This window comes from Paraburkholderia sp. CI2 (assembly GCF_014201055.1).
GTDB lineage: Bacteria > Pseudomonadota > Gammaproteobacteria > Burkholderiales > Burkholderiaceae > Paraburkholderia > Paraburkholderia tuberum.
The window spans coordinates 40,168-66,308 of the sequence record NZ_JACHDL010000013.1; the positions used below are offsets into that span (position 1 = coordinate 40,168).

The following is a 26,141-nucleotide window of genomic DNA, read 5'->3' on the forward strand; positions in this document are numbered from 1 at the left end:
AAAACCTCGCTGCGCTTAACACTGGGCCGCCGGGCGGTGCGCGCCGGTCGGGCGCGGGCCGCGGCCCGGCGGCCGCGGTCTGTTACTGGGCCGGCGGCGCCGCCGCCGGCAACTTCGGTGCAGCCGTCACCGGCTGCGCAAGTCTTTGCAGCAGCGGCTTCGAGCCGGCTGCGTCGTCCGACAGGGTCGTCGTCGTGGAGTCGTCGTGATCGAGCGCCTCCTCGGACTTCCTGTTCAACACGATGATGCTGATGCGACGGTTTTCCGGATCGAGCGGGTCCGCCTTGTTCAGGTTCTGCGTCGACGCGAGACCGAGCACGCGCATTACCTTCGCTTCGTCCATGCCGCCCGCGACCAGCTCGCGCCGCGATGCGTTGGCGCGGTCGGCCGACAGCTCCCAGTTGCTGTAGCCCTTCTCACCGCCCGCGTACGGCACGGCGTCGGTATGGCCCTGCACGATGATGCGGTTCGGCACGTCGTTCAGCGTGTGGCCGATCTCGCGCAGGATGTCGCGCATGTACGGCTCGACGACGTCGCGTGCGGTCGCGAACATCGGCCGCTTCTGCGAGTCGACGATCTCGATGCGCAGGCCGGTCAGCGTCGAGTCGATGCGGATCTGCTGCTTGAACTGGCGCAGCACCGGGTTCGCCTCGATCGCGGCCATCAGCTTGACCTGCAGGTCGTGCAGACGCACCTGTTCCTGGCGTTCGAGCGCGCCCGTCAGCTGCTTCACGGAGTCGTCGTCGTTGTGCGACGCGGTGCGCTCGGCGCGGCTGCTGCTGCCGTCGGTCGAGCGGGTCACGCCCTGCGCGTCGGTCGAGATGTCGCGACCGCCGCCCTTCAGGATGCTCGAGTCTTCGGCGCTGCGATCGCCGCCCCACAGCGTGATCTTCAACGGCTGGTTGAAGTAGTCGGCGATACCTTTCAGCTGCACGGTGGAGGCCGAACTCAGCAGCCACATCAGCAGGAAGAACGCCATCATCGCGGTCATGAAGTCCGCGTACGCGAGCTTCCACGCGCCGCCGTGATGACCGGACTTTTTCGGCGCGCTGCGCTTGACGACGATTGCGCGGTCTTTGTCCTTGCTGCTCATCGGTTCGGTTCCCGTCGCCTGCTTATTTCGCCTTGACGCGGCGCACGTGCTCTTCGAGCTCGGCGAACGACGGGCGCTCGGTCGAGAACAGCACCTTGCGGCCGAACTCGACCGCGATCGCCGGCGCGTAGCCGTTCAGGCTCGCGAGGATCGTCACCTTGATGCACTGGAACATCTTGGTCGACTCGGTCACGCGCTGCTCGGCGACGCTGGCGAGCGGCCCGATCAGCCCGTACGAAAGCAGAATGCCGAGGAACGTGCCGACGAGCGCCTGCGCGATCATTTCACCGAGCACCGCGGGCGGCTTGTCGGCCGAGGCCATCGTGTGCACGACGCCCATCACCGCGGCGACGATACCGAACGCCGGCATCGCGTCGCCGACCTTGGTCAGCGCGTGCGCGGGCGCCTCGCCTTCCTGGTGGTGCGTCTCGATCTCCTCGTCCATCAGGCTTTCGATCTCGAATGCATTCATGTTGCCGCCGACCATCAGCCGCAGGTAGTCGGTCAGGAACTCGATGATGTGCTTGTCGGCGAGGATCTTCGGGTACTGCGTGAAGATCGGGCTCTTCGACGGATCGTCGATGTCGGCTTCGAGCGTCAGCGTGCCTTCCTTGCGCGCTTTCGCGAGCAGCACGTACAGGAGCCCCATCAGCTCCATGTAGACATCCTTGTTGTACTTCGCGCCCTTGAACAGGGTCGGAATGACGCGCAGTGTCGCCCGGATCGTCTTCATCCCGTTACCGAGAATGAATGCGCCGACTCCGGCGCCGACGATCATCAGCACCTCGACGGGTTGCAGCAGCGCGCCGAGATGGCCGCCTTCGAGCGCGTAACCGCCGAAAACGGACAACAGCGTCACGAGTGTTCCCACGAAAATCAGCACTGCCGAGCCCTCACAAAAAAGCGACGGTTACCGTCGTTAGTCAGGTTTACGGCACCGAGGCGGAAAACTTTGGGGAAAAAGACGGCGCTCGAGTCCGATGTAAACCAGAGGCTTGCGCTGCCTCAACGCGTGCTGCTCAGACTTCGGCGGTGACGAGGGTATCGAGCGTGGGGGCGGGGCAGCGGGCCTCGTGAGCTCGCGCGTCGGTCACTTGCGGCACCTCGGCCGGGACTCCGGCGACGGCGATTTGCCGCTCGGCCCGCGTTTGCGCCGCCTTCTTCGTCTTGCCCGCGCGCGACGGCGGCTGACACAGCCCGCAAACGAACCCGTGCTGCGGATCGTGCGCGTGCGCGACGAAGTGGCCGCCGCAGCGGCGGCAGGCGCTCATCTGCAGCATGCCCGAGTCGAAGAAGCGCGCGAGCGTCCAGGCGCGCGTGAGACTGAGCACCGGCTCGTCGTCGTGCAACTGCACGTGCTCGAGATACAGCCGGTAGCTCTTCACGATCGATTCGATCGCGCGGCAGCCGCCGTGACCGGCCATGAAACGGTAGATGTTGTAGAACAGCGACGAATGAAAGTTCGGCTGCCAGGTCATGAACCAGTCGGTCGAAAACGGCAGCATGCCCTTGGGCGGCGACACCCCTTTCAATTCCTTGTACAGCTTGACGAGCCGGTCGCGCGACAGGCTGGTTTCCGCCTCCAGCAATTGCAGACGCGCGCCCAGTTCGATCAGCTCGATCGCGAGGGTGATTTCCCGGACTTCGAGTACGACGCTCTTACTGGCCATCAGCCGATCTGCTCGACCGGCTGGCTCGCCATCAGGATCGCCGAATGAGCCTGCGCGATCGCGCTGGACTTGTCCTTGTCCGCGAGGGCGGTCAGCACCGCGTGATCGTCGAAGCGGAAGCGGCACAGCATCTGGTTGGACGCCGCGAGCTTGACGGTCTGCGCCAACGACAGATTGGCGAGCACGTCGGCCAGCTGGTCCGAAATACCCATGCGGAACATGCCCATCGGCTTGTCTTCGCGCAGCAGACGCTGGGCGAGCAGCAGATAGGAAAGATTGACTTCCCTGATCTCACTGAGCATATGGCTAGTCGTGCTCATGATTTCCCCCGTTCGTATGCCCGGCTGGTCAGGCCGATTTTTGCGGAAACGTTTGCTCGAACGCGCGCGCTGAATCCGCGCGAATCCGCTCGTCTCTGGTCTTGCAAGCATTGTCTCGAAAGGGGGCACAGCCGAAAATCGGAGAGACACCCCAGCTGGGTGACGGATTAATCCGTCATTTGTGTAGGAATTATTCCTACAACCCGGGTTGCGGCGAGGCACGAATTGGGCCGAATTGATGCGCGGGGCGGGACTGACGATGCGCGCTGGGAATTTATACGGCTGCGGCGTGTACCGGATGGTGAGTTTTCAGAACTTCACCGCCGCACCGTAAAACGGTGGAAAAGAATTATAAGACGTTTTCACCCGGCTGCAATCTGGCTCGGTTAGAGATCTTTCCCGGCTCATCCGACCCTCGGGTCCGCCGCTTGCTACGGTGCATTTCGCCTGTCGAGCTTGATTGAGTCGGTGGAATTACGCTTCCCGATTATGGGGACCTGTTGGCTGCTCGACCTTGCGCGGCAGCTGTAACGGTCCATGTTTCGCGCTGTAACAACATTAAGCGTTTGAAAAATAACTCGAATTACCGCGGTCGATCCCGATAATGAAGGCTAAGGGATTACCCGATAGCTATTTCGGAGCACCCTCGGGCGGGGCAAACCGCGCCCAACCGTCCGGTTAGGCAGACGTACCACGCGCCATTCAGCCGTCGTGCGAAGCCCCGGTAAGTATCAAAAATCCGCATGGGATCCGGGTCGGCGCCACAGCGCTAACTCTGATCGACACAGGAGAAAACGCATGCGAATCGCACAAGTCGCGCCGCTCTACGAAGCTGTCCCACCGAAACTCTATGGCGGCACCGAACGTGTCGTGTCGTATCTGACCGAAGCGCTGGTCGAACTCGGCCACGACGTCACGCTGTTCGCGAGCGGCGACTCAGTCACGTCCGCCAATCTCGAGGCATGCTGGCCGCGCGCGCTGCGCCTCGATCCGACGATTCGCGATGCATTGGCGCCGCACGTGCTGATGATGGAAAAGGTCCGCAAGATCGCGCACGAGTTCGACGTGCTGCACTTCCATCTCGACTACCTGCCGTTCCCCCTGTTCACGACGATGGACACGCCGTTCGTGACCACGCTGCACGGTCGTCTCGACCTGCCGGAATTACAGCCGGTGTTCGACGCGTTCTCGCACGTGCCGGTCGTGTCGATTTCGGATTCGCAGCGTCTGCCGCTGCAGCAGGCCAACTGGCTCAACACGATCTATCACGGTCTGCCGGACCAGTTGCTGACGCCGCAGCCGCACAAGAAGCCCGAATATCTCGCGTTCCTCGGCCGCATCTGCCCGGAAAAACGCGTCGATACAGCTATCAGGATCGCCGCGCAAAGCGGTCTGCCGCTGAAGATCGCCGCCAAGGTGGACAAGGTCGACATGGAGTACTTCAAGCGCGAGATCGAGCCGCTGCTGTCGATGGCGCATGTCGAGTTCGTCGGCGAGATCAACGAGGCGCAGAAACCCGAGTTTCTGTCGGGCGCGAAGGCGCTGCTGTTCCCGATCGACTGGTCCGAGCCGTTCGGCCTCGTGATGATCGAGTCGATGGCCTGCGGCACGCCGGTTATCGCGTTCAACCGCGGCTCCGTGCCTGAGGTGATCGACCACGGCGTGACCGGCTATATCGTCGAGGACGTGCAAGGCGCGGTAGCGGCTCTGCAGCGTCTCGACGAGCTGTCGCGCATCGAAATCCGCGCCCAGTTCGAACGCCGCTTCAGTTCGAAAACGATGGCGCAGAACTATATCGACGGCTATTCCGCCTTGATTGAAACGTCGCGGCGCCCGGTATTGCGCCAGGTCGCGGTCGGCTAGGCGCGCCTGAAAACGGCCGGCGCTTTTACGGCTGGCCGTTTTCGGCCCGCATTGAAGCGGCGCTGTGAACCTTCGCTTATAACGCCGCAATAGCGGCGAGTCCGGCATCGGAATCGTTTGCGCGAGCGAAAAACGAAGTCTTTTGGCTGCCGGACGCGAAAAAGCCGCCCTGTATGGGCGGCTTTTTTAATACAGGGATGGTTGCGCTTCCACGGTGGATTTGCGAGCGGCGAATAAGTCAAACAGCAAAGAAACCTTCAGACCGCCTTCACCCCGTCTCACATCAGGTCGGGCGAGCGTCACGCCGAGCCAATCAGAAATCGCTCGCGATTCTTGCCGACGATCCATTTGGGCGGCTTGCCGCGCCCGCTCCATGTATTGCCCGACTTCGGGTCCTGATATTTCGCCGGCAGCGGCGTCTTCTTGGGCGGGCGGCCGCGCTTGGCGGCGACCGCGAAACCGAGATCCTGCGCGGTCAGACCGTATTCGGCGATCTTTTGGCGGATGTCGGCGACGACATTGTCGATTTCCGTGCGTCGCGCTTCTTCTGCCTGTGCCTGCAATTTGGCAATCTGCGCCTTGAGGTCTGCATATTGAGACATTCGGTTCTCCCCTTTTCTAGAACTCATTCGACCGCAGACTAGCTGCAATTATAAAAATTCGCAATGGCGACTAATACCGGTTTAGCGAATTTTCCTCTGATAATTATTAAAGAGTGTGAATTGTAAAACCTGCGCTTTATCTCGCAATAGTTTATAAATTCTGTGCGGTTTGACAATCTTTGACACCCGATTTGGCGCTGTCTGCCTAGAATTGCGCGCTCAAGGTACGTACTCGCCCTTTCGATGCGTGCTTCTGAAGTACCCATTCTTTTTAGGATCGCCAAACATGCAGTTGTCAAAGCGCCTCGTTGCCGAATTGTTCGGCACCTTCTGGCTCGTGCTCGGAGGCTGCGGCAGCGCGGTCCTCGCCGCCAACTTCGCCGGGCCGTTTCACGGATTGGGCATCGGCTTCGTCGGCGTGTCGCTGGCCTTCGGCCTGACCGTGCTGACGATGGCTTTTGCGATTGGCCACATTTCGGGCTGCCACCTGAATCCGGCGGTGAGCGTCGGACTGGCCGTCGCCGGCCGATTTCCGGTGCGCGATCTTCTGCCCTATGTCGCCGCGCAGGTGGTCGGCGCGGTGCTCGGCGCATTCGTACTGTCGCTGATCGCATCGGGCAAGCCTGGCTTCGACCTCATCGCGAGCGGCTTCGCGACGAACGGTTACGGCGAGCAATCGCCCGGTCACTACTCGCTCGCCGCTGCCTTCATTTGCGAAGTGGTCATGACTGGCTTCTTCCTGTTCGTGATTCTCGGCGCGACCGACCGCCGCGCGCCGGCCGGCTTCGCGCCCATCGCGATCGGCCTGTGCCTGACGCTGATCCATCTGGTCTCGATTCCTGTCACCAACACGTCGGTCAATCCGGCGCGCTCGACGGGCCCGGCGCTATTCGTCGGCGGCGTGGCGATCGATCAGCTGTGGCTGTTCTGGGTTGCGCCGATCATCGGTGCGGTGATCGCGGGTGTCGTCTATCCGCTGATCGCTGACGATCGCAGCAGCGATGCGCGCAGGCTGGCGCTCGACTGACGGCCAGTTCGACGCGCCGGTCTCGCGATCGTCGCGTAGTGGGCATGAATGGGCGCCTCGGCGCCCATTATTCATTGCGCTCGCCAATGCGATATGAATGCCGCGCCGGCCGCGTGCCGGTGGGCACCGCTGCTAGAATCGGGCGACTTCCCAGCCTCGCACAGGTGCTTTCGATGAACCGTTTCCGCGGATTCCTGCATGGCGTCGCACTGTCGCTCGGCGGTCTGTGCGCGAGCACGATGACGTTGCCGGCCGCGTCCGCGGCGACGAACACGGCGACCGTCGTTGCCGCGGCGGGCGGCAATATCGAAACCCTCGTATTCGTTCGACACGGCGAGAAACCCGCGCAGGGGTACGGCCAGCTAGACTGCCAGGGGCTCAACCGTGCGCTCGCGTTGCCGGCCGTGATCGCCGCCAAATTCGGCAAACCCGATGCGATCTACGCGCCCGACCCCGGCCAGCAAAAAGACGACGGCGGTCATCCGTACTATTACGTGCGCCCGCTCGCGACGATCGAACCGACCGCGATTCAATTCCAGATGCCGGTCCAAACACCGTACGGTTTTGCGCAGATCGACCAGCTCGGCAACGCGCTCGTCGACCCGGCCAATCGCGGCAAGCTGATCGTCGTTGCCTGGGAGCACAAGCTGATCGAGAAGCTGTTGCGGCAGATGTTGAGCACGCATGGCGGTCGCGCGGCCGACGTGCCGAAATGGCAAAGCGACGACTTCGACAGCATTTACGTCGTCCGACTCGACTGGCAGAACGGCACGCCGCGCGCGAGCTTCAAACACGATCGCGAAGGGCTCGACGGGCGGGCAACCGATTGCCCTTGCGCGGCCTTGCCGGGAGTGTCGGCATCTTCGGCAGGGGCGGCCTCTTCCGCAACTTCGGCCGCTTCGGCGCCTGCGGCGGATTAATTGAGCAATACAGATGTAAGCCGTGTTTACGTGCGCCGGCGCGGCAAGCCGCGAGCGTGCGCGAAGAGCCGTCTGCCGGCTTGAATTGACCGGCCGCAAAGCCCCGTGCGGCGCGGCTGCAAGCGAAGTAAGGTATTTGCGCGCAACGTCCGCGCGAGCGCTTTTTCTAGCTTCGATGACTTCGACGATGCTTGCAGTCCGTAACATCTGGTCGCAGTCCAGCCCGCCTCGAGTGCGTACATTGGTCCTGTGCGACAAACCTACGTCGCCTCACAGGAGAGACCAACATGAAACGCATCGTCACTCACTTGCTGGTTGCTGCCGGACTCGCGGCGGGCGCATGCGGTGTCGCGCAGGCGCATACGGATCTGAGCGTCGGCCTATCGCTCGGCGCCCCGGTTTATGCCGCGCCCGTGAGCGTCTACGCCGCGCCGGAGCCGGTGTATTACGGCGGCTGGGATCATCGCTACCCGCGTGGTGACTACTACCGCGACTATCACCGCGATGATCGCGGCTGGGGTCACGACAACCGTCGCTGGGGTCATGACAATCGAGGCGAGCACCGCGGCTGGCGGGATTGACGAGCGCAAGCGGAGCGCACGCTGCGCGCTTCGCGAGCAACTTCTGCGGCCCGCATCCACGCGAGTGGATGCGGGCCGCTTTCAATCGCAGTGACTGCGGTTCAAGATGCCAGTTCGTCGTTGAGCGCAAACAGTTTGCGCAGATGATGCGCAACGCCTGCCTCGAAGTTGTTGCCGATGCGCGGCACATGCGGCAGGCGGGTGATCAGATCGGGATTGGCGTTGTTCATCATGAATGGATGGCCGGCCGTCTCGAGCAGATCGATATCGTTCATGTTGTCGCCGAACGCGACGCAGTGCGACGCGTCGACACCGAGACGCTTGAGCACGATCTGCAGGGCGCGCCCCTTCGACACATTCGCGGTCATCACTTCGAGACAATCCGGCAACGAATACGTCACGTACAGTCGTTCGCCGAACTCGCGTTCCAGATTGGCGGCCACCTGCGCGAGATCGGCGGGGTCGCCGATATACAGCGCCTTGGCAATGTCGACGCCATCGTGCTTCGGCAGGTCGGTCACTTCGTACGTGAAGCCGGAATCCTGGTGAAATTCCAGCAGATGGGGCGCGTCGCGGTCGATGAGCCACGCCTCGTCTGCAAACAGACTGACGATCACTCGACGATGCGCGCCGACAATTTCGGGCTGCACGAGACGCTGGACGATCGCCGGCGGCAAATCGTCGGCGTGGATCACCGTGTTGTCAGGCGCGTGAATGCGCGCGCCGTTCGACGTGATCAGATACGGATTGATGCCGAGCAGATCGCGGATGCCCGCGACGTCGCAGTAATGCCGCCCGGTGGCGATCACGAACTGCAGCCCGTCGCTTTCGAGCTTGCGCACCGTGGCGACCGTGAACGGGTCTACCTGGTGATCGGCGTTGAGCAGTGTGCCGTCGAGATCCGTGGCGATGACTTTATACATGGTGAGTACGGCGGCTGAACCGTCGAGGCAGCGTCAAAGCGGGTATTTTACAGGTCTCCTCGAGCCAGCCGCTGCGCCTCGCGCCGCGCCAGTTGCAAGCCGCCATGCGCCGAATCCGCCTGCGGCTCGCGCAGGCGCGCCTGATACGCCTGCGGCACGTACTCGCGCAACGGCGTACCGAGGCCTCCGCATAACGCGACCGGCAGCGCGCCCGTCGCGTCCAGCGCAGCGATCATCTTGCCGACTTCGACGCCGGCCTCGCCAAGCAGCCGCGCCGCGAACGGATGTGCGCGGTGTTCGATCGCGATCGGCGCGAGCCGCGCGTAGGCAGTCTGGTTGGCCGTGCACAGCCACACGACGAGACTGTCGCGATCCCGCGCGCCGGTATGCGCGAGCAGCGCTTGCGTGAGATCGTCGACGGCAGCGCGGCCGTCCAGCGCCTGTTGCGCGTGCACGATCAGCCGGAGGCCGAGCCACGCGCCGCTCGCTTCGTCGCCCGATGGAAAGCCGTAGCCGCTGGCCATGCGGAATTCGCCGTCGCTCGCGAGCGAAGCCGCGACGCTGCCGGTGCCGAGTGCGACGATCACGCCGGGCGCGCCGTCGTGAGCGCCGAGCAGGGTCGTGTAGGCGTCGGTTTCGACGGCCAGTCCGGCGAGCCGCGGCGCCTGCTGGTGAAACTCGGCGAGCCAGTCGCGATTGTTGACGCCCGCCAGTCCGCAACCGAGCACGCAGCGCGACCAGTCCAGCGCGACTCCGGCTTGCTGGAACGCTTCGCCGCAGGCGGCCTGAATGGACTGCCATGCGCGCGGGATGCCGAGCCCAAGGCCCGATGGGCCGCTTGCCGCTTGCGCCAGTTCGCGGCCCTGCGCGTCGCCGAGCACGACGCGCGTGCCGGTGCCGCCGCCGTCGACGCCGATCAGAAAGAAGTCGTGGTTCATCGAATCGAATCAGTTCCGTGGGTGAATAGCGCTTAGCGTGGCAGGTCAGTTTGAATCGCGCAATTAGCCGATGGGCCAGCTTGCGGCGCACACCGCTTCCGCTATGCTGGCGAACGACATGACCACGCGGGGGCACGACAGTGACACAACGATGCAACTGGGTATCGAGCGAAGCGCTCGCACAGTACCACGACACCGAATGGGGTGTGCCCTCGCGCGACGACCAGCACCTGTTCGAGATGCTCGTGCTCGAAGGCGCGCAGGCCGGTTTGTCATGGTCGACGATCCTCAACAAGCGCATCGGCTACCGCCGTGCATTCGCCGACTTCGACATCGACAAGGTCGCGGCCTTCACGCCGAAGCGCGTGGATGCGCTCGTCGCCGATGAAAGCATCGTTCGACATCGCGGCAAAATCGAGGCGGCCATCCTGAACGCGCGCGCTGTGCAGCAGATTCAGGCCGAACATGGCTCGCTCGCGAACTTCGTGTGGTCATTCGTCGATGACACGCCGATTCAGAACGAATGGGCTTCGTATAAGCATGCACCTGCGTCGACGGAAGTATCGGACGCGCTAAGCAAGGCGCTCAAGCGCTACGGTTGCAAATTTGTCGGTTCGACGATCTGCTACGCATTCATGCAGGCGATCGGCATGGTCAACGATCATGAGACGACCTGCATGTGTCGTGAGCGATGCGTGTCGCTGGGCAAGAAGGGGCGTGGTCGGAAGGCGAGGTGAGGCCACGGCGTCCGCGGGAGGCGCAAACGCGTGAATTGGCGCCCTTTCATGCCCGTAGTCGGCCCTTCGTCGGACGACGCACGGCGGATACTCGTCGCCATGCGCTCACGCGATGCGCGCTCAACAACAAATAACTACCGCCTCGGACGCGGGAGACCAACCATGAAAACACTTAGCTTCCTGGCCCACCAGGACATTTACGATCAGTCCGTCACGCATCTGTTCGAACAGAAACGCGCTGCATTGCTACCAAGGGGCGGCGGCGCCTACCGCGGCTATTGCGGCGGCTGCCCGGTCGGCAACCTGATCAAGCCGCGCGATTACATGACCGCAATGGAAGGCGTTCCGGTGCGCTTCATCGGCAAGCCACTGGCCGAAGTGCCCGCTTACATGGATGTCGGCTTGGCCGCGCTGAAAAAAGCGCTGCTTCGCGCCCGCATCAACGTATACGATCCGGTGACCATCGCTTTGCTCAGTTGCCTGCAAAACGTGCACGACGTGTTCGGCACATGGGAGTGGCACGACCGGCTGGGCTCGATCGCGCGCGAGTTCGGGCTGTCGGCCGAGCGGCTGAGGAGCGCGGCGTAACGGCTGCACGCAGGGGCAAAATCCGACGCCGCAAAAGCAAAACGGCGATGTGGCTTCTTTCGAAGCTCACACCGCCGTTCGGCGTATCTAAAAAGCGTGCTTAGTGCAGCTTTTTCGGCAGCATCTGGCTGCGCAGACGCTTGTGCAGGCGCTTAACAGCTGCTGCCTTCTTGCGCTTGCGAGCCGTGGTCGGCTTTTCGTACGACTGGCGTTCACGCAGTTCAGCGATCAGGCCATTCTTTTCGATTGCGCGACGAAAGCGGCGAATTGCCACTTCGAACGGCTCGTTTTCCTTCAGAAGAATCGTCGTCATGTAATTCCTAACTCAATCACTAGATACGGGTTTAATTGCATGGCGGTAACCGCTCAGGTCACCACTCACGCGCCGGCCCTCCGGTCGCTTCGATTCATGGCCAGTAACAGGCAAACGCGAGGCTGATAAACAACCCCGGCCAAACCACGAATGAAGCGAGAGGCAAAGCGGCCACGGAGGCCGGAAAAGAGAGGTGGGGAGTTCACCGCGGAACGCGGACAGACGTAATGCAAAAGCCGCGTCTGTTGCCGTTTCGCCAACCTTTCATCAACGAAGAACACTGACGAAACAGGCAAAGATCTCAATTCACTCCCGATCATATCAGGAAACTCCCCATCCTACCAGGGGTTTACCGATTGCGCCAGGCTTTTCCCTGGCGCGGATCGCCCCCGCGTTGGCGGCCGAGGTGTTCGCCTTATCAGGCGCTCGCTTCGTCCAGCTCACGAATATCGTCGGCGGCGAGGGACAGCTGGACGGCCGCGACCAGGCTCTTCAACTGCTGGACCGAGGTTGCGCTCGCAATAGGGGCCGTAACGCTCGGGCGCGCCATCAGCCATGCAAGCGCGATCGCCGCCGGCGTGCTGCCGTGCCGTTGCGCGACGCGGTCGAGCGCGCCGAGAATCCGCAAGCCGCGCCCGTTCAGGTATTTTTCGACCCGGCTCCCGCGCGCCTTGCCGGCCAGATCGGCCTCGCTGCGGTATTTGCCTGACAGGAACCCGCTCGCGAGGCTGTAATAGACGACCACGCCGAGATGATTCGCGAGCGCCGCCGGCTCGCTGTCGCTCTCGTATTGCGCGCGGTCGTACAGGTTGTATTCGGGCTGCAGCAACTGATACCCGGGCAGCCCGTGCTCGCGCGATACCGCGAGCGCTTCCTCGACGCGCGCGCCACTATAGTTAGACGCGCCGATCACGCGCACCTTGCCCGCCTCGATCAGCTTCTGATACGCACCGAGCGTTTCGGCGAGCGGTGTCGCGGTGTCGTCGTCGTGGGAGAAATAGACGTCGATGTAATCGGTTTGCAGGCGGCGCAGCGAGTCTTCGACCGCCGCCTGGATATTTGCGGCCGATAGCCCCTTGCGCTGCGGATGCTTCGACACCTTGGTCGCAAGCACGATCCGCTCGCGCTTGCCGCTCTGATGGAACCACTTGCCGAGGATCGTCTCCGACTCGCCGCCCTGGTTGCCGGGCACCCAGGCCGAATAGACATCGGCGGTGTCGATGAAATTGAGTCCGGCTTCAACGAACGCGTCGAGGATCGAGAAAGAGGTGGCTTCATCGGCCGTCCAGCCGAATACGTTGCCGCCGAACATGAGCGGGGCGACCTGCAACGAGGAAGTGCCGATCCTGCGTAGTTCCATGATGGCTCCAGGTATGAGTGGGCGAACGCAATGCGGGAAAATGGCCGGGCAAACCCGGGACCGTTGAGCATACGCCGCCTTGCACTACGTTGCAGCCCCGGGCACGAAGGCTACGCCGCACGCCTCGCGCTTGAACGCGGTCGATGCGTGGCGCAAAAGATGGCGCAATAGTTTGCGCGCGTCTCAAGTTTATTCAGAACACCGCTGGTGTTCACGAATGCCGCCGGCGGCAGCGTCACGAACAACCGCGACGCGGGCACGCGCTACGTGCAGGTGTCGGTCCCGCGGCAGATCACGATCATCGACAACGGTCAGACGGTGTTCCAGAGCGTGCAGGCAGACGGCTCCGCCTACGTCGCCGCGGCCGGCTCGTCCAATCAGGGCACGGGCACGCGACCAACCGGCGGCGTCTGACGTCAACGACAACCACTCAATCCAGTTCGCGACGGACACTACCACCGGCGCGATGATCTATAGGGTCAGGACAACTCGGCCAATACGACGACGCAAACGACCGGCACGTACACAGACATCTCGGTAATTGTGGCCGGCTCCGTCTTGAGCGTCCCGATCTCGAGTACGCCCGAAGGACGGCGACGCGTTCAGCGTGACGCCCGGCAATGCGAGCGCCCAGGCAACACGCCTGCGGGTACGGCGGCGCTCGATAATGCGCTCACGACGGGCGAGGCGCGGCTCTCCAACTCGTACTCGAACGTGGTCACGATCCTGGCTTCGGTAGGCGGAGGCGTCGCAGAAAACCTTCTCGTCCGCGCAGAACCTGTCGCTCTTCCAATACATCAATCCCTGGTGTGGGCGAGAGGCTGGCACGCGCCGCCAGGCACACCAGCCTCCCCGAAAGCGCAGCCGCACAGCGCATATTTTTCAAGCGCGCTCCCAAAGCGCCCGCTCAGCCCCTGGTCGTAGCGCCGCTGCCACGCACCCCAGCTCCTCGACACATGCTCGCGCTGCTCGATGCGCTGCCGCCGGAATTGCGCGTCGGTCTCGTTTGGCGGGGCAAGCCGCAACATCACAACGACGCAAACCGGTCGTTGCCGGCGGTCGCGTTGCTCGCGCCGCTCTGGCGGAAGAGGTGGTCGAGCGGGTGCGGGAGAGGTTGGCTAGTTGGCCCTCATTGAGTGCACGCCCAGGGCTACGGGATACCGGGCATTAGCACCGCCGATAGTCTGTCGCCTGAACTATCGCTCTACCCCACGCGCCCGCAACAAAGCTTTAGTTGACCGACCAGGCGCAATGGTCATTTCAGGAACGTCGACCATGCCTGGTGTTTGCGGTAGTACTGATCCTCCGCAGCATCCAGTCCGTTGTCCTTGTACCAGGGCAGATGCCTGCACGTGTACCGTCCACCGAAACGCACCGCAGCCAGATGAGTTTCGCGGCGGAAGTACCGCTTGTTGTAGACCGCAAAGGTCGTATCGATCGGCGCGCGAAAGATCGGGTCACCGTTGGCGCTCGCCGCGATCTGCTGTTGCCAGAAGCGTGCTTCCCAGTCGATCAGCCCATAGTTCTTCACGCCGTCCGACTGCATGATGGAGAGTGCTTTCTCGTCCATCAGCGCGGGTTGCGAGATGTCGAGAGCAAAGCCGGCCTTGCCGATTTTCAAAGCTTCCGTGGCGTCTATCAGGTCGAACAGGAAAGTATCGGGCAACTCGGGATTCAGTTCGAGATCGGGATCGGTAATGCAGAAAATGTCCGGCAGCCGGTGATAGATGACGTCTGAAAGCGTGAACGCGCGCGGCCCGACATTGTGGTCGAGCCGTGCGACGCTCACCGTATCCTGGATGCTGGCGAGGTAGTCGAGCATACCGGGGGCGCTCGATGCGTTGTCCACGACGATGAGATTGCGCAATCCTCTGCCTTGGAGCTGCGACACCATCCGGCGCAGATATGTGACGTTGTTAAAGGTCGGGATCAGAACCGGCACGTTGGCGATCAGGGCGCCGACTGGATGCCGGTATTGCCGGCTATCCGCCCTGAGCGCTGCCAGCTCGCTCGCTGGCTCACCCTGGTTGACCGGCGCGATGCGCTCGAGATCGCTCACGTATTGTGAGACTCGGCTCAGTTCCTGGCGGATGTTCCTGTCGTTCGGCAGCAGGGTATTGGCCTTGCGCAAAGGCTCCAGTGCCTCAAAGGGTTTCCCTTGCTGCCGTAGCGACGTCGCCAGCATGTGCCATGCCTTGCCGATTTCTGGCAAGAGCGTGGTGAACTGGCGGGCTACAGCTTCGGCCTCGGCAAACTGCTGCTTGTCGAGCAGGAGCGTGAGCGTATCGACGAATTCACCGGCCAGCGCGGCGCGCTGCTCGGGCGACAGGCCTGCTGGGCTGTCCCCGGCGGTGTGCGCATTGCTGACATGCGCCAGAACCTCGAAATGCTCAGGCTCCAGTCCGTCGCACCACCGCTGCCACATGGTGCGAAACGCGCGCGAGGCGGCGTTGGAGATCGCGCCGGCGTCGATCAGGACCGACTGTCTGCAGTACTCGCGCAGCTCGCCGCGCACTACCGCGAGCGCTTCGGGGTCGGCGGCCAGCGCGGCGCACTTGTGCACGAAGTCGTCCTTGTCCTGCGCAACGAAGGCTGAGTCGAGCCCGAGGTGCGAGAGCCACCCCGTGCTGCCGCGGCTCGCCATCGAAACGCCGGGCAGGGTCATGGTGGGCACGCCCATCCACAACGCTTGCATGGTCGTGGTCGAATTGCCGAAGGGCAACGTGTCGAGACAGACGTCGATCAGATTGTGCTGCTGCAGGTAAGTCGAGACATTCCCGCGCTGCAGAAAACTGATACGGCTCAAGTCGATCCCTTCGCTTGCGAACAGCCCGGTCAGCTTGTCCATCTGCTGCCGTGCCGTAATCGCGCCGACGACCATGCGCGAATCCGGTACCTCGCGCAGCACGCGTGCCCAGAGCGCCACGACTTCAGGCCCGATCTTGACGATGCGGCTGAAGCTGCCGAACGTGATGAAGCCGTTTCTCAGGGCAGGTAACTCGTTGACGTCCGGCGCTTGCGGGTGCGGCTTGAACGGCGCGAGCGCCGGCAGGAACACGAGCTTTTCCGAGAACTGGCGCTCGAATTGTTCGAGCGGCGTGACAAAACGGTCCGACAGGTAATAGTCGACGGCATCCAGCCCCGTCGTGGCCGGATTGCCGATCCAGCTCGCCTGGACCGGCGCCGGCTTGTGCGCGAAGGCCACGAGCCGGTTGCGGCCGGTATGGCCGGACAGGTCGATGAGGATATCGATGCCGTCGTCGCGGATCTTCTGCACGACTGCGTCGTCGCTCATGCCGAAGATTTCGCTCCACGTCTGCGCATGCGCACGAATCTGCTCGGTGAAGCCGTCGGTCACCGCGTAGTTCGAATAGATGTGCAGTGACAGACTTGAATCGAGCGCCAGATGCTCTAGCACCGACAGGAAGAAATACGCAACCGGGTGACCGAGCAGATCGCCGGAAACAAAACCGACTCGCAGGCGCCGCGACGGATCGCGGTCATTGGTGTGCCGGGGCCGACGCGCACGCAGCGGCGCTTCGTGGCGCGCTGCAAACTCGCGGAACTCCGCGAATGCGCTGAGCGCGTCCAGATCGGGCTTGTGCATCAGGGTGAACAGCAGGTTGCTGTGGGTTATCGCCTGCATCGGTGCCAGTTCGAGCGCACGGCGGAAAGCGGTTTCGGCTTCGTCGTACAGACCATGCTTGAGCAGCAAGAGGGCAAACGCGTCGCACTCGAGGGCGTCGTTCGGCGCCAGTTCCACGGCACGGCGGAGATGGACGATCCCCTCGGCGTACCGGCCCATCTCCTCTAAGGCGGTACCAAGGTTGCGATGTAGCGCGGCGCTTTCCGGATATTTTTCGAGCGCCTGCCGGCAATGCGCTTCGGCTTGCTGATACTGGCGGGTGGCAATCAGCCCGTCAGTCAGCATCGTCCGGGCGGCAATGAAATTGGGCAGCAGGCGGGCGGCGTGGTCGGCTGCCTCGACGGACTCGGTGTAGCGGCCCGTGCGTCGCAGGACACGCCCAAGTTCGTACCAGCATTCGCCATGCGACGGATATTGATGCGTCAGGCGGCGGGACACATTCAGCGCCGCTTCGAATTTCCCGCTGTTGAAGAGATGCTGGAGCTGGCGCATCTCCTTGAGGCTTGCGCGGCGCGTATCGAGCTTCCCGCGCTCGTCCGTATCGGATGCCGCAGCGGGGCGCGAGTCGCTCCCGCTCGCATCAGCCTGGGGAGCGGGAGCGGTCGCAGCCTCGGGCTCCGGCGTGGCCGGGAGCGGCGCTTCTTCCCCATTGATGCGCGCGTGCAGCATCTGGACGACCGCCTCGGGCAGGCCTTGATGCCGCGCGAGGTCGAGCACGACGCGCGCCGCCTCGGTCTGCTGGCTGGCGACGAGGGCGTTGATGTAGTAGACCCAGATCTGCCCATTTTTCGGCATCTGCCCAAGCGCCGCCTCGAAATGCGGCACTGCTTCGGAGGGCCGCCCCGTTTGCATGAGCAGCACGCCGAGGTGGTAGTGCGCGTCGGGGTGATCGCTCGCGGCCTCCAGGACGGAGGCATAGCGCGCGGCCGCCTCGTCATATTCCTGCTGGCGATGATGTTCGATCGCGCTCTGCATGGCGAGCGCGATGTCGTGATTCTGCTGCAATTTGGCAGCAGGTGTGGCGGTGCAGCCCGGAGAGAGGAAGGCGGTCATGACGAAGGCGCGCGTACGCGTCAAGAACTCGGAACGTTCGAATTATGGGCGGCGGCCGATTGCGCCGATCGTCCGAGCTAGCGCCAAAACGGCCGCCAATTTGCCTTCGATGAACTCTCAGGGCAAACAAACGGAAAAGAAAAAGCCCGCACAAGGCGGGCCAGAGTACGCCATTGCGACGCGAAGGACGCAATGAACCGTTGCTCCTGCTTCAGTACCGCGCCATGCTCAAATACCGCCCGGCGTTGCGGCTCGCTTGCATGCTCGCCTGATACTCGGCGCCCAGCACCTGCTGCGCGGCCTGCGCGGCCTCGACGATGCGGCTGTCGATCTCGTGGATCTCCTTGAGCCGCACGATGACCTCCTGCGGCTGGGGCGCGCCGAGCGCCGTCAGGAGGGGCGAGCGCTCGTCCGCGAGCTGCGCGGCCCGCTCCCACTCGCCAACAGCGACCGCCAGTTCGAGGTCTTTCGTTATCTGCCAGATGCGCTCGATCGGGGCGACGTTCTGCATGGCTCGCTCCTCGTCGCGCTCAGCTCTTGTTCGTGGCGAGCGCGCCTGCGCTGTTGGCGCCACCGAACAGTTGCGTGAGGTATTGCGAGTTGTTGTTCATCGTTGCCATCAGCGAGTTGAGCGCTGTGAACTGCGCGGTATACATACTGGTGAGCTGAGCCTGCCACGCTGTAAGGGTCGTCTGCTGGTTCGAGAGGCTAGTCAGGTCGGCGTTGATCGCGTCCGTACGGTTTTGAATGATGCCGCCGGACGAGGTGTAGTTTGTGATGCTGTCGTCCAGTTGCGCGGCGATGCCGTTGGTGGAATTGAACAGCGAGGCTACAACCGACTGGTTGTTCTGCAACGCATTGCTGAGCGTCGTGTTGTCCACCGACAGCGTGCCGTCCGCCTGGAGCGTAATGCCGATCGCGGCAAGCGTCGTCTGCGAGGTGCCGCTGCCCACGCCGCCGCTCACGATCTTGGCGAGCTGGTTCTGGATCGTGCTCAACGTGGAATCGCCGATTAGCACGCCCTGCGACGTCGAGTTCGCGTTGTACGCCGTCAGCGCCCCCATCGTCGTGACGAGCGTGTTGTAGAGGCTGACGAAATTGTTGATCGCCGAGGACTCCGCGCTGGTGTTCTGCGCGATCGTGAGCGTCTGCGTGGTGCCGACCGCCGCTGCCGTGAGGTTCAGCGTCACGCCGGACACGGCCGTCGTCACGGAGTTCGAGGAGCTGGTTACGCCCACGCCGCCGAGCGTGAAGTACGCATTCTGGGCGGCCTGCGTCTGGGTCCAGCCTGTGCCGGTAATGGTCGACTGGCTGGGGTTGTAGGTCTGCGGGTTGCCGTTGCTATCGAGAACCGGGTTGCCACTGCTATCCAGAACTTGAGCGGTGAGGTCGCTCGCGCTGGAGATCGCCTTGCCGTTGGTGGTCGTCACCGCGAGCTTGTTCAGGTCGTCGGTCGAGCTCGAATCGTTGATCGCGATGCTGATGCCGCTCGACGCGCCGGTCGAGGTCGATTGCAGCACGAGATGCGCGCCGTCCGCGCCGGTCACCACGGTCGCGACCACGCCGGGATTGTCGTTGGCCGAATTGATCGCCGATGCAATGCCGGCAATCGTGCTGTTCGAGCTATTCAGGGAAATCGTGCTGGTCTTGCCGTTGACCGTCAGGGCCATCGTGGCCGCGCCGGAAGCCAGGTTTTTGGTCGAGCTGTAGCCCGCCGAGGTGAGCACTTGCGACGTGGCGACCTGCGCCACATTGAGCGAGTACGAACCTGCCACCGCGCCCGTGCTGGCCGTGGCGGTAACGCCGCTGCCGCTCAAGGTGGACGAGAACGAGTTGAGCGTCGCACCGTCGCTGAGCGGCTCGGCGGCGGCCTGCAACGCGGACAGTGCCGCGGAGAGCGTGCCGTAGGCCGAGATCAGCGTGTTGTCCGCAGTCTGCTCGGCAGCGATGGTCGCGGACTGGCCGGCAGTCTTCGAGTTGACGAGCGCGGTGACGAGCGAACTTGTGTCCATCGACGAATTGGTCGAGCCGCTAATGATCGACTGGGCGGCTGCCTGCACCGTGGCGTTGGCGTCGGCTGTCGTGGTGGCGACTGCACTCGCGATCGCGCTGGTGGTGGATCCGGTTACGGTGGAGGTAGATCCGGTTACGGTGGACATGAGGAGGCTCCGTGCGTCGGCAATGCCGGTTAAAGCGATTTAACAAGCGGGGTAACGCGGGAAAAGACAATCGGGAGGCAAGCCTCCCGACGGGTTTGCGTCCGGCGCGCATCGAGCCGCGCGCCGGCTGCCTGCAGCGGGAAGCGCCTTACTGGAGGAGCTTCAGGATCTGCTGCGGCTGCGAGTTCGCTTGTGCCAGCACCGAGATACCGGCTTGTTGCAGAACCTGTGCCTTGCTCAGGTTAGCCGTTTCTTCTGCGAAGTTGGCGTCCTGGATCGACGATTGTGCGGTCGACAGGTCGGTCGACTGAGCTTGCTGCGTCGTGCCGATTGCGCTGAAGCGGTTTTGTGCCGCGCCGAGCGTTGCTTGCAGGTTGTTGACAGCGCTCAGCGCGTTGTCGATGGTCAGCATTGCTGCCGAAGCGCCGTCCTTGGTCGAGATGTCGATCTGCGAAACCGTGTTCGACTGGCTCAGCTTGTCGATGGTCGCGCCCATTGCGTCTGTAGTCTTGCCCGCAGCATCGAGATTCGGGTTATCGCCGGCCGCTTGACTCGCGGTCGCGATAGCGCCCGTTACCGCTTCGACTTCGGTCGCCATAGTCGCACCGGTGTCGCCAGTCAGCGTGGTGTTGCCGTTGCTGTCCGTACCAACAGTACCGCTGGTGAAGACTGCGCTAGCAACAGCGTTAGTCAAGGCCTTACCGTTCTGGTCCGTGAGCGTGAAGCCGCCCTTACCGTCGGCAATCACGTTGATCTGCGAGACAGTAGCGTTCTCGCTGCCGTTCGTCTTAAGCGTCCACGTCTGCGAAGCATCACCTGCTGCAGCCGGAAGCGCGGCGCCACCGGTCACTTCGGCCGCGGGGGCATTCGAGAAGGCCGTGATCGTCGAAGCATCGGTGATGGCGTTACCGTTTTGGTCCGTGTACGAGACCGAATTCGTAGCGTTGTCCCACGAAGCCGTGACCGACGTGATACCCGCAGCCGCCGCCGCAGCGCCGTTGCTATCCAGCGAGACCGAGAACGAGCCGAGCGTGTTGCCCGCTGCCGGAACGCCGCCGCCAATCGAAGCAGCGGACATCGACTGCGAGAGATTCAGCGAGATCGACTGACCGACGTTTGCGCCGACCTGGAACGATACGTTGCCCAACGAGCCGTCGAGGACGTTCATGCCGTTGTACGTCGTTTGCGACGCGATACGGTTGATTTCCGAGACTTGCTGGTTCACTTCTTGTTGAAGTGCAGCACGGTCGTTGTCGGTCATCGAACCGTTAGCTGCTTGCGTAGCAAGCTGGCGGATACGCTGGAGCGACGAAGTCAGCGACGACAGACCCGACGATGCCGTTTGCACCATCGAAGTACCATCGTTCGAATTCGACACACCCTGGTTCAGACCGTTGATCTGGGTCTGCATGATGTTCGAGATCGCAAGACCTGCTGCGTCGTCTGCTGCGCTGTTGATGCGCTTGCCCGACGACAGACGCGTGATCGCTTGCGACAGTGCGCTACCCGAGCCGGTCAGGTTTTGTTGCGCGATGAGCGAGTTGGTGTTGGTGTTGATTCCGAGCATTGAGATTCTCCTGATGGGGCTATCGGCCCAGTAACGGCAGCGGGTTCGTTGGCCTGCCGCCTTGTTTGTGATTACGACCCCACCTGGAAAAACTTTAGCGACTTGTTGATACGCCCCTGCAGCCCTTTTCGCGCCAGCGCGTCGCGGGGATGCACTATTTAAGATTGGGAACCTGGGCTCCGTCCTTCGGGTTTCTGCGGTTTGAGGCCCGCGGGTGTCGATGACCTTCTTCGCTTCGAAATGCTGATGTGCCCCAATCGCGCTTGATATGCACGCGGCCTTACGACTTCGAAAGACAAAGCCCGCGCAGCGCGTCATCGGTCGAATTGAACCGCGCTGCCCGCTCAATTCGGGCCGCCACCGCGCGTGCGCATGCCTTAAGCTGCGAATCCACCGCCCCGCCAGGACCACCGTGACCGCTACGAGCCCACTTGCCCCCACGCACCCGCACATTCTGAGCGCGGCCACTGCCCTCAGCGCCAGCGGGCAGTTCGCCGACGCACTGGCGCTGCTAGCACCGCTCGTCGGCGCGAAGGCCACGCCCGAGGACACGAAGCACGCCGATGCGCTCAACCTCGCAGCCATGTGCGCCGCAGGTGCCGGCCAGCCCGCACAGGCGCAAGCTTTTTGGCTGCGCTGCATTCAAGCAAAGCCGGATTTCGCCGACGCGTATCTGGGCCTCGGAGCGATGCTCGCGATCCTCAACCAGCTTGCCGAAGCGGAGGCGGTTTACGGGCGGCTTGCCGCGATACGCCCCGATGACGCCGATCTCCACAGCAATCGCGGGATCGTGCTGCACCGTCTCGGACGACACGACGCGGCCGAGGCTTCGTACCGCGTGGCGCTCGCACATCGCCCGGATCACGCCGACGCAAACTACAACCTCGGCATCGTGCTTCACGAACAGGGCCGCCTCGATGAAGCGGAGGCGGCCTATCGCACAGCGCTCGCCGTGAATCCGCAATTTGCCAAGGCGAACAACAACCTCGGCAATCTATTGCACGAACGCGGCCGAATCGAAGAGGCTGAAGAAGCGTATCGGCAGGCACTGCTTGCGCACCCGCAATACCCCGAGGCACTGAACAACCTGGGGGCCCTTTACAGAGCGCGCGGCCAGCTCCGCGAAGCCGAGCTGGCCTGCCGCCTCGCACTTCAGATCCGCCCGGCCTACGCGGATGCGCTGAATAATCTCGGTTGTGTGCTGACCGAACTCAAGCGTCTGCCCGAGGCGGAAAACGCGTACCGGCAGACGCTAGCGTTGCGCCCCTCCTTCGCCGAAGCGCATTACAACCTCGGCTGCGTCCTGCACGCACTGGACCAACTGGTCGATGCCGAATGCGCGTATCGCGAGGCGCTTCGGCTCGCGCCGAACCGAGTCGAAGCGGCCAATAACCTGGGTTGCACGCTGCTTGCGCAAGCGCGCCTGCCCGAGGCTCTCGCGGCGTTTCGCCACGCGCTCACATTGCGCGCCGACATCGCCGAAACACACTTCAACATCGGCAGCATCGTGAAAGAGCTCGGCGACCCGGAGCAAGCCGAAGCCGCCTACCGCCGCGCGCTCGCGCTGCGCCCCGACTACGGCGACGCGAAGTTCCGTCTCGCCACGCTGCTCATCGGCATGGGCCGCTTCGAAGAAGGCTTTCTCCTCTACGAATGCCGCTACGAGATGGCTGGGTTCGCGCATCACGCCACGCAGTCGATGCTGAGGTGTCCGCGCTGGCGAGGCGAGCCGCTCGCCGGCAAATCACTCCTCGTTTGGCAGGAGGATGGACTCGGCGACATGCTGCAGTTCGGGCGTTATCTGCGCCTGTTGAAGGCTCAGGGCGCCGCGCACGTCGCGTTTGCCTGTATGGCACCGCTACAACGCCTGTTCGCCGATGTCGATGGAGTCGACGCGGTGCTCAGTCATGACGAAGCCTCGGCGCGCGCCGGCGATTTCGATTGCTGGATCAGCGCGCTCAGCGCACCGCTGTATCTGGGCACGACGCTCGACACGATTCCGCCTCCCCTGCGCATCACCCTGGCCCCGTCGCGCGTCGAGCATTGGCGCGCGCGCCTTGCCGTGCTGGGCGCGGGACACCGGGTGGGTCTCGTCTGGAAGGGCAACCCGAAACACCACAACGACGTGCACCGTTCGCTTCCGTTGCTCAACACACTGGCGCCGCTCTGGAGCCTGCCGGGCGTGAAGTTCGTGAGCCTGCAAAAGGGCGCGGGGGAAGACGAAGCGCTGTCATTCCCTGCGAGCCTCCCGATCCTGGCTCTCGGCGCAGATCTCGAAGACTTCACCGACACGGCTGCGGTCATCTCGCAACTCGATCTGCTGATCTGTGTGGACACTTCGACAGCACATCTGGCAGCCTCGCTCGGCAAACCATGCTGGGTGCTCTTGCCGGCACGCGACGTGGACTGGCGGTGGATGCACGGCCGTGACGACTCGCCGTGGTATCCCAATACGGTTCGCCTGTTCAGGCGAGGGCTGGATGAACCGTGGCCCGCAGTCGCGGAGCGCGTGCGACAGGCCTGCGCTGCGTGGTTCGGCGCGTGACATCAACGCCGCGCTTGCGCTGAAGTGAGGCTAGTCACACATGCTGCGAAACACCACGGCAGCGATCATAGGCGCGCAGAGCACGAGCAGCCCCAAGGCATCGGGCAGGCGAACCAGGCGGTGTCGCAGATGGGCCAGATGACGCAGCGGAACGCGGCGGCGGCCAGTTCGTTGCACGACCATGCCGGTCAACTGGTTCAGCAGGCCTCGGATTTCAGGGTGGCTTGAAGCGGCTTCCGGGTTCGCGCAGAAAGTTTTCCGGTCGTCGGTGTTGCTGGGGCGTGATGAGACCGGCAACTGATGCTGGAAGCACGCCATGTTGGAGCGCAAGACGTTGGTTCTGACGCCACGACAAAAAACTAAAGGCCCTAGGCTATCGCCAAAGGGCCTTGTTTTATCGGGTTTTGTGTCGTTACGCCACTGATGTCGCGAAGTACACCCTGCCGGTGTCGTTTGCGGAGTTTATCGACCAGATTTCAGGGGAATACGGCCGCTTCAGAAGGCCGTTTTAGAGGGCCGTGCACCCTACCGACGTCGCACATCTATCTCAGTGCACTCCACAGGTGTCGCACCTGGCATCTCTCTCAAAGCCCGGTCGGACAAGGCTAAGCAGCGGTAGCCGGCCAATTTTCTTGCGCCGAGGCGGCGAAACTGCAGCCCTGGCCACGCCGTCGCGCACTCAGACACGCCTCTATATATGATGCGATGCACTTTATATCTCGTCGTTCTCAGCCAAGCGGGTCTTCCAAGCTAGCAAATCGCAGATTTACTGTATATATATGCGCCTTCACTTAGTCGTCAATCCTAGCGAGGCCCTCGAGCAACGTGACCGTTTTGCGAGCATTGTCCAAGGCGCCCTTAATTCCATCCGCCGAGCTTGAGTTTGCCATCAGGAATTCGGCGAGCTGCGACAGGCAGTCATTTAAGAGGCGCGTGGGTGCCCCGAGTTTTTCGGCCTCGTATCGCGATAGCGACGACTTGGCGACCCCATGGACGGCGGCAAACTCAGCTTGAGTGCTTTTGCCGCGTGCCCACCGAATCAGTTCGCCTTGCGTTCGGGGTGGAAACATTCGAGTATTGGTGCTGTTATTGCATCAGGTTGCTATAATAGCATCGTCAAATCGGCGTGAAGTCTATACTTCGTTTCGAGACTTTTTGAGGTTCCTGATGGCACGTTCCGACCAAGTAAAGGCACTACTGCGCGCATATGCTGGTGACAACCACGAGCATTTCTACGCGGTCGCCATGCAGATGGCCGCAGACGAAGCGCATCGTGGCCACACAAAGTTGGCGGCAGAGCTGCGTGACCTCGTCGATGCTGCGAAGGCAGGAAAGAAGCCCGGGCTGTCCACAGTACGGAGCAAAGGCGTGCAACGTCCGACTCCGTTGGCTCAGCCGAAGGGTGAACTGTCTGAACTGCTTACGGTTCAGTACCCGCACGAGCATCTGCAGCACATGGTCCTGTCGGACTCAGTTCGCAGGAACCTTGACCGGGTTCTGCGCGAACAGCGCCATCACGAGCAGCTACGCGTTCATGGCCTGAGCCCCCGACGCAAACTCCTGCTCGTTGGGCCGCCTGGAACCGGGAAGACGATGACCGCTGCCGCCCTCGCCGGCGAGTTGCGGCTTCCGCTATTCACTGCGCGATTCGACAGCCTGATAACTAAATTTATGGGCGAAAGTGCTTCCAAGCTCCGGCTGGTGTTCGAAGCACTGAAATCGACGCGCGGAGTCTATTTCTTCGATGAGTTCGATTCGTTAGGCCTGCAGCGAGGCAGCCAGCACGACGTCGCCGAGATGCGGCGTACGTTGAACATGTTCTTACAGCTGATTGAGCAGGACACGTCGGAGAGCTTGCTGATAGCGGCGACGAATCACGGCAAAGACCTCGATAGAGCACTCTTCCGTCGCTTTGACGATGTAATCCAATATGAGGCGCCGGACGAACGCCAGATTGAAGCCCTTCTGCGGAACAGCCTTGGGACGTTTGCAACCTCAAATATCGACTTTCGCGGCCTGGCGGGCATCGGTCACGGTGAGTCTCATGCTGACATTGTCAAGGCATGCCTTGATGCGTTGAAAGACGCAATCATGGAAGGTGAAGACACGGTAAGCGAAGCGAGCGTGGCGCGCCACCTGGAAGAACGTACACAAGGACGCGATTTGCGCACGTAAAAATCAGTAAGAGTTGCTGTAGACTCTCAAGGCAATAAAACGAAATCTTGAACTTGAGAGA

General features: G+C 62.7%; 24 protein-coding genes. 10 read left to right on the plus strand and 14 right to left on the minus strand.

The features are described 5' to 3' along the window. Positions 1-82: 82 nt before the first annotated feature. From motB to flhD, 4 genes are all read right to left on the minus strand, one after another. Complete coding sequence (motB, locus tag HDG32_RS18920) at positions 83-1,093, minus strand: flagellar motor protein MotB (RefSeq protein WP_090802477.1); 1,011 nt, start codon at positions 1,091-1,093, stop codon at positions 83-85. 22 nt (positions 1,094-1,115) lie between these two features. After that, entirely contained in the window at positions 1,116-1,976 is an 861-nt protein-coding gene (gene motA / locus HDG32_RS18925) for a flagellar motor stator protein MotA (RefSeq protein WP_090802475.1), read from the minus strand. 136 nt (positions 1,977-2,112) lie between these two features. Next, complete coding sequence (gene flhC / locus HDG32_RS18930; protein WP_184069785.1) at positions 2,113-2,763, minus strand: flagellar transcriptional regulator FlhC; 651 nt, start codon at positions 2,761-2,763, stop codon at positions 2,113-2,115. Next, a complete protein-coding gene (gene flhD / locus HDG32_RS18935; protein WP_260336525.1) occupies positions 2,763-3,083 on the minus strand; it encodes a flagellar transcriptional regulator FlhD in 321 nt (106 codons plus the stop codon). The genes flhC and flhD overlap by 1 nt, the downstream gene beginning before the upstream one ends. A gap of 798 nt (positions 3,084-3,881) precedes the next feature. Here flhD and HDG32_RS18940 point away from each other — a divergent pair. Then, positions 3,882-4,946: a glycosyltransferase family 4 protein gene (locus HDG32_RS18940; protein WP_090802471.1), complete on the plus strand. Its 1,065-nt coding sequence runs from the start codon at positions 3,882-3,884 to the stop codon at positions 4,944-4,946. A gap of 299 nt (positions 4,947-5,245) precedes the next feature. Here the strand turns inward: HDG32_RS18940 and HDG32_RS18945 are convergent, their stop codons facing one another. Further along, positions 5,246-5,548, minus strand: coding sequence for an H-NS family nucleoid-associated regulatory protein (locus tag HDG32_RS18945; RefSeq protein ID WP_013090908.1), 303 nt, complete (start codon positions 5,546-5,548; stop codon positions 5,246-5,248). A 286-nt stretch (positions 5,549-5,834) separates the two neighbouring features. Here HDG32_RS18945 and aqpZ point away from each other — a divergent pair, with 286 nt between their 5' ends. The 3 genes from aqpZ (at position 5,835) to HDG32_RS18960 (ending at position 8,076) form a co-directional block, all read left to right on the plus strand. After that, complete coding sequence (gene aqpZ, locus HDG32_RS18950) at positions 5,835-6,575, plus strand: aquaporin Z (RefSeq protein ID WP_184069789.1); 741 nt, start codon at positions 5,835-5,837, stop codon at positions 6,573-6,575. Between the two features lie 173 nt (positions 6,576-6,748). Further along, positions 6,749-7,495 carry a histidine phosphatase family protein gene (locus HDG32_RS18955; protein WP_184069791.1) on the plus strand — a complete coding sequence of 249 codons (747 nt, stop codon included), beginning with the start codon at positions 6,749-6,751 and terminating at the stop codon, positions 7,493-7,495. A 287-nt stretch (positions 7,496-7,782) separates the two neighbouring features. Continuing rightward, entirely contained in the window at positions 7,783-8,076 is a 294-nt protein-coding gene (locus HDG32_RS18960; protein ID WP_184069793.1) for a PXPV repeat protein, read from the plus strand. Positions 8,077-8,177: 101 nt separating this feature from the next. Here HDG32_RS18960 and HDG32_RS18965 read toward each other — a convergent pair whose 3' ends face one another. Then, the gene (locus HDG32_RS18965; protein ID WP_184069795.1) at positions 8,178-8,999 is read right to left on the minus strand and encodes a Cof-type HAD-IIB family hydrolase; all 822 of its coding nucleotides are present in this window, start codon (positions 8,997-8,999) and stop codon (positions 8,178-8,180) included. Positions 9,000-9,046: 47 nt separating this feature from the next. Continuing rightward, positions 9,047-9,937, minus strand: coding sequence for a BadF/BadG/BcrA/BcrD ATPase family protein (locus tag HDG32_RS18970; RefSeq protein ID WP_184069797.1), 891 nt, complete (start codon positions 9,935-9,937; stop codon positions 9,047-9,049). Between the two features lie 140 nt (positions 9,938-10,077). Here HDG32_RS18970 and HDG32_RS18975 point away from each other — a divergent pair, with 140 nt between their 5' ends. Both HDG32_RS18975 and HDG32_RS18980 read left to right on the plus strand, forming a co-directional pair. Beyond that, positions 10,078-10,674, plus strand: a complete 597-nt coding sequence (locus HDG32_RS18975) for a DNA-3-methyladenine glycosylase I (protein ID WP_184069799.1) — start codon at positions 10,078-10,080, stop codon at positions 10,672-10,674. 162 nt (positions 10,675-10,836) lie between these two features. Continuing rightward, a complete protein-coding gene (locus HDG32_RS18980; protein ID WP_184069946.1) occupies positions 10,837-11,262 on the plus strand; it encodes a hypothetical protein in 426 nt (141 codons plus the stop codon). Positions 11,263-11,362: 100 nt separating this feature from the next. Here HDG32_RS18980 and rpsU read toward each other — a convergent pair whose 3' ends face one another. Then, positions 11,363-11,575, minus strand: coding sequence for a 30S ribosomal protein S21 (rpsU, locus tag HDG32_RS18985; protein WP_006050883.1), 213 nt, complete (start codon positions 11,573-11,575; stop codon positions 11,363-11,365). Between the two features lie 418 nt (positions 11,576-11,993). Then, positions 11,994-12,935, minus strand: a complete 942-nt coding sequence (locus HDG32_RS18990; protein WP_184069801.1) for an aldo/keto reductase — start codon at positions 12,933-12,935, stop codon at positions 11,994-11,996. Between the two features lie 207 nt (positions 12,936-13,142). On the opposite strand from HDG32_RS18990, the gene HDG32_RS18995 reads away from it, so the two are divergent. After that, positions 13,143-13,349, plus strand: coding sequence for a hypothetical protein (locus HDG32_RS18995; protein WP_184069803.1), 207 nt, complete (start codon positions 13,143-13,145; stop codon positions 13,347-13,349). An 841-nt stretch (positions 13,350-14,190) separates the two neighbouring features. Here the strand turns inward: HDG32_RS18995 and HDG32_RS19000 are convergent. Next, positions 14,191-17,634: a tetratricopeptide repeat protein gene (locus HDG32_RS19000; RefSeq protein ID WP_184069805.1), complete on the minus strand. Its 3,444-nt coding sequence runs from the start codon at positions 17,632-17,634 to the stop codon at positions 14,191-14,193. On the opposite strand from HDG32_RS19000, the gene HDG32_RS19005 reads away from it, so the two are divergent. Then, positions 17,633-17,830, plus strand: a complete 198-nt coding sequence (locus HDG32_RS19005; RefSeq protein WP_184069807.1) for a hypothetical protein — start codon at positions 17,633-17,635, stop codon at positions 17,828-17,830. The genes HDG32_RS19000 and HDG32_RS19005 overlap by 2 nt on opposite strands. A 15-nt stretch (positions 17,831-17,845) precedes the next feature. Here HDG32_RS19005 and HDG32_RS19010 read toward each other — a convergent pair whose 3' ends face one another. The 3 genes from HDG32_RS19010 to HDG32_RS19020 form a co-directional block, all read right to left on the minus strand. Beyond that, complete coding sequence (locus HDG32_RS19010) at positions 17,846-18,145, minus strand: flagellar protein FliT (protein WP_184069809.1); 300 nt, start codon at positions 18,143-18,145, stop codon at positions 17,846-17,848. 19 nt (positions 18,146-18,164) lie between these two features. Next, positions 18,165-19,793 (minus strand): flagellar filament capping protein FliD, encoded by a 1,629-nt coding sequence (gene fliD / locus HDG32_RS19015; RefSeq protein ID WP_184069811.1) that lies wholly within the window; start codon positions 19,791-19,793, stop codon positions 18,165-18,167. 148 nt (positions 19,794-19,941) lie between these two features. After that, positions 19,942-21,360: a flagellin gene (locus HDG32_RS19020; protein ID WP_184069948.1), complete on the minus strand. Its 1,419-nt coding sequence runs from the start codon at positions 21,358-21,360 to the stop codon at positions 19,942-19,944. A 412-nt stretch (positions 21,361-21,772) separates the two neighbouring features. Between HDG32_RS19020 and HDG32_RS19025 the strand changes: the two genes are divergently transcribed. After that, complete coding sequence (locus tag HDG32_RS19025) at positions 21,773-23,905, plus strand: tetratricopeptide repeat protein (RefSeq protein WP_311540094.1); 2,133 nt, start codon at positions 21,773-21,775, stop codon at positions 23,903-23,905. Between the two features lie 30 nt (positions 23,906-23,935). Here HDG32_RS19025 and HDG32_RS19030 read toward each other — a convergent pair whose 3' ends face one another. Then, positions 23,936-24,235, minus strand: a complete 300-nt coding sequence (locus HDG32_RS19030; RefSeq protein WP_184069815.1) for a hypothetical protein — start codon at positions 24,233-24,235, stop codon at positions 23,936-23,938. A gap of 837 nt (positions 24,236-25,072) precedes the next feature. On the opposite strand from HDG32_RS19030, the gene HDG32_RS19035 reads away from it, so the two are divergent. After that, positions 25,073-26,080, plus strand: a complete 1,008-nt coding sequence (locus HDG32_RS19035) for an AAA family ATPase (protein ID WP_184069817.1) — start codon at positions 25,073-25,075, stop codon at positions 26,078-26,080. The last annotated feature ends 61 nt before the right edge of the window (positions 26,081-26,141 follow it).

Bases quoted from the DNA above. Each gene is read 5' to 3' on its own strand.
- motB (WP_090802477.1), bottom strand. From the start codon at position 1,093: ATGAGCAGCAAGGACAAAGACCGCGCAATCGTCGTCAAGCGCAGCGCG.
- flhC (WP_184069785.1), bottom strand. From the start codon at position 2,763: ATGGCCAGTAAGAGCGTCGTACTCGAAGTCCGGGAAATCACCCTCGCG.
- flhD (WP_260336525.1), bottom strand. From the start codon at position 3,083: ATGAGCACGACTAGCCATATGCTCAGTGAGATCAGGGAAGTCAATCTT.
- HDG32_RS18940 (WP_090802471.1), top strand. From the start codon at position 3,882: ATGCGAATCGCACAAGTCGCGCCGCTCTACGAAGCTGTCCCACCGAAA.
- HDG32_RS18945 (WP_013090908.1), bottom strand. From the start codon at position 5,548: ATGTCTCAATATGCAGACCTCAAGGCGCAGATTGCCAAATTGCAGGCA.
- aqpZ (WP_184069789.1), top strand. From the start codon at position 5,835: ATGCAGTTGTCAAAGCGCCTCGTTGCCGAATTGTTCGGCACCTTCTGG.
- HDG32_RS18955 (WP_184069791.1), top strand. From the start codon at position 6,749: ATGAACCGTTTCCGCGGATTCCTGCATGGCGTCGCACTGTCGCTCGGC.
- HDG32_RS18960 (WP_184069793.1), top strand. From the start codon at position 7,783: ATGAAACGCATCGTCACTCACTTGCTGGTTGCTGCCGGACTCGCGGCG.
- HDG32_RS18965 (WP_184069795.1), bottom strand. From the start codon at position 8,999: ATGTATAAAGTCATCGCCACGGATCTCGACGGCACACTGCTCAACGCC.
- HDG32_RS18970 (WP_184069797.1), bottom strand. From the start codon at position 9,937: ATGAACCACGACTTCTTTCTGATCGGCGTCGACGGCGGCGGCACCGGC.
- HDG32_RS18980 (WP_184069946.1), top strand. From the start codon at position 10,837: ATGAAAACACTTAGCTTCCTGGCCCACCAGGACATTTACGATCAGTCC.
- rpsU (WP_006050883.1), bottom strand. From the start codon at position 11,575: ATGACGACGATTCTTCTGAAGGAAAACGAGCCGTTCGAAGTGGCAATT.
- HDG32_RS18990 (WP_184069801.1), bottom strand. From the start codon at position 12,935: ATGGAACTACGCAGGATCGGCACTTCCTCGTTGCAGGTCGCCCCGCTC.
- HDG32_RS19005 (WP_184069807.1), top strand. From the start codon at position 17,633: ATGACGAAGGCGCGCGTACGCGTCAAGAACTCGGAACGTTCGAATTAT.
- HDG32_RS19000 (WP_184069805.1), bottom strand. From the start codon at position 17,634: ATGACCGCCTTCCTCTCTCCGGGCTGCACCGCCACACCTGCTGCCAAA.
- HDG32_RS19010 (WP_184069809.1), bottom strand. From the start codon at position 18,145: ATGCAGAACGTCGCCCCGATCGAGCGCATCTGGCAGATAACGAAAGAC.
- fliD (WP_184069811.1), bottom strand. From the start codon at position 19,793: ATGTCCACCGTAACCGGATCTACCTCCACCGTAACCGGATCCACCACC.
- HDG32_RS19020 (WP_184069948.1), bottom strand. From the start codon at position 21,360: ATGCTCGGAATCAACACCAACACCAACTCGCTCATCGCGCAACAAAAC.
- HDG32_RS19035 (WP_184069817.1), top strand. From the start codon at position 25,073: ATGGCACGTTCCGACCAAGTAAAGGCACTACTGCGCGCATATGCTGGT.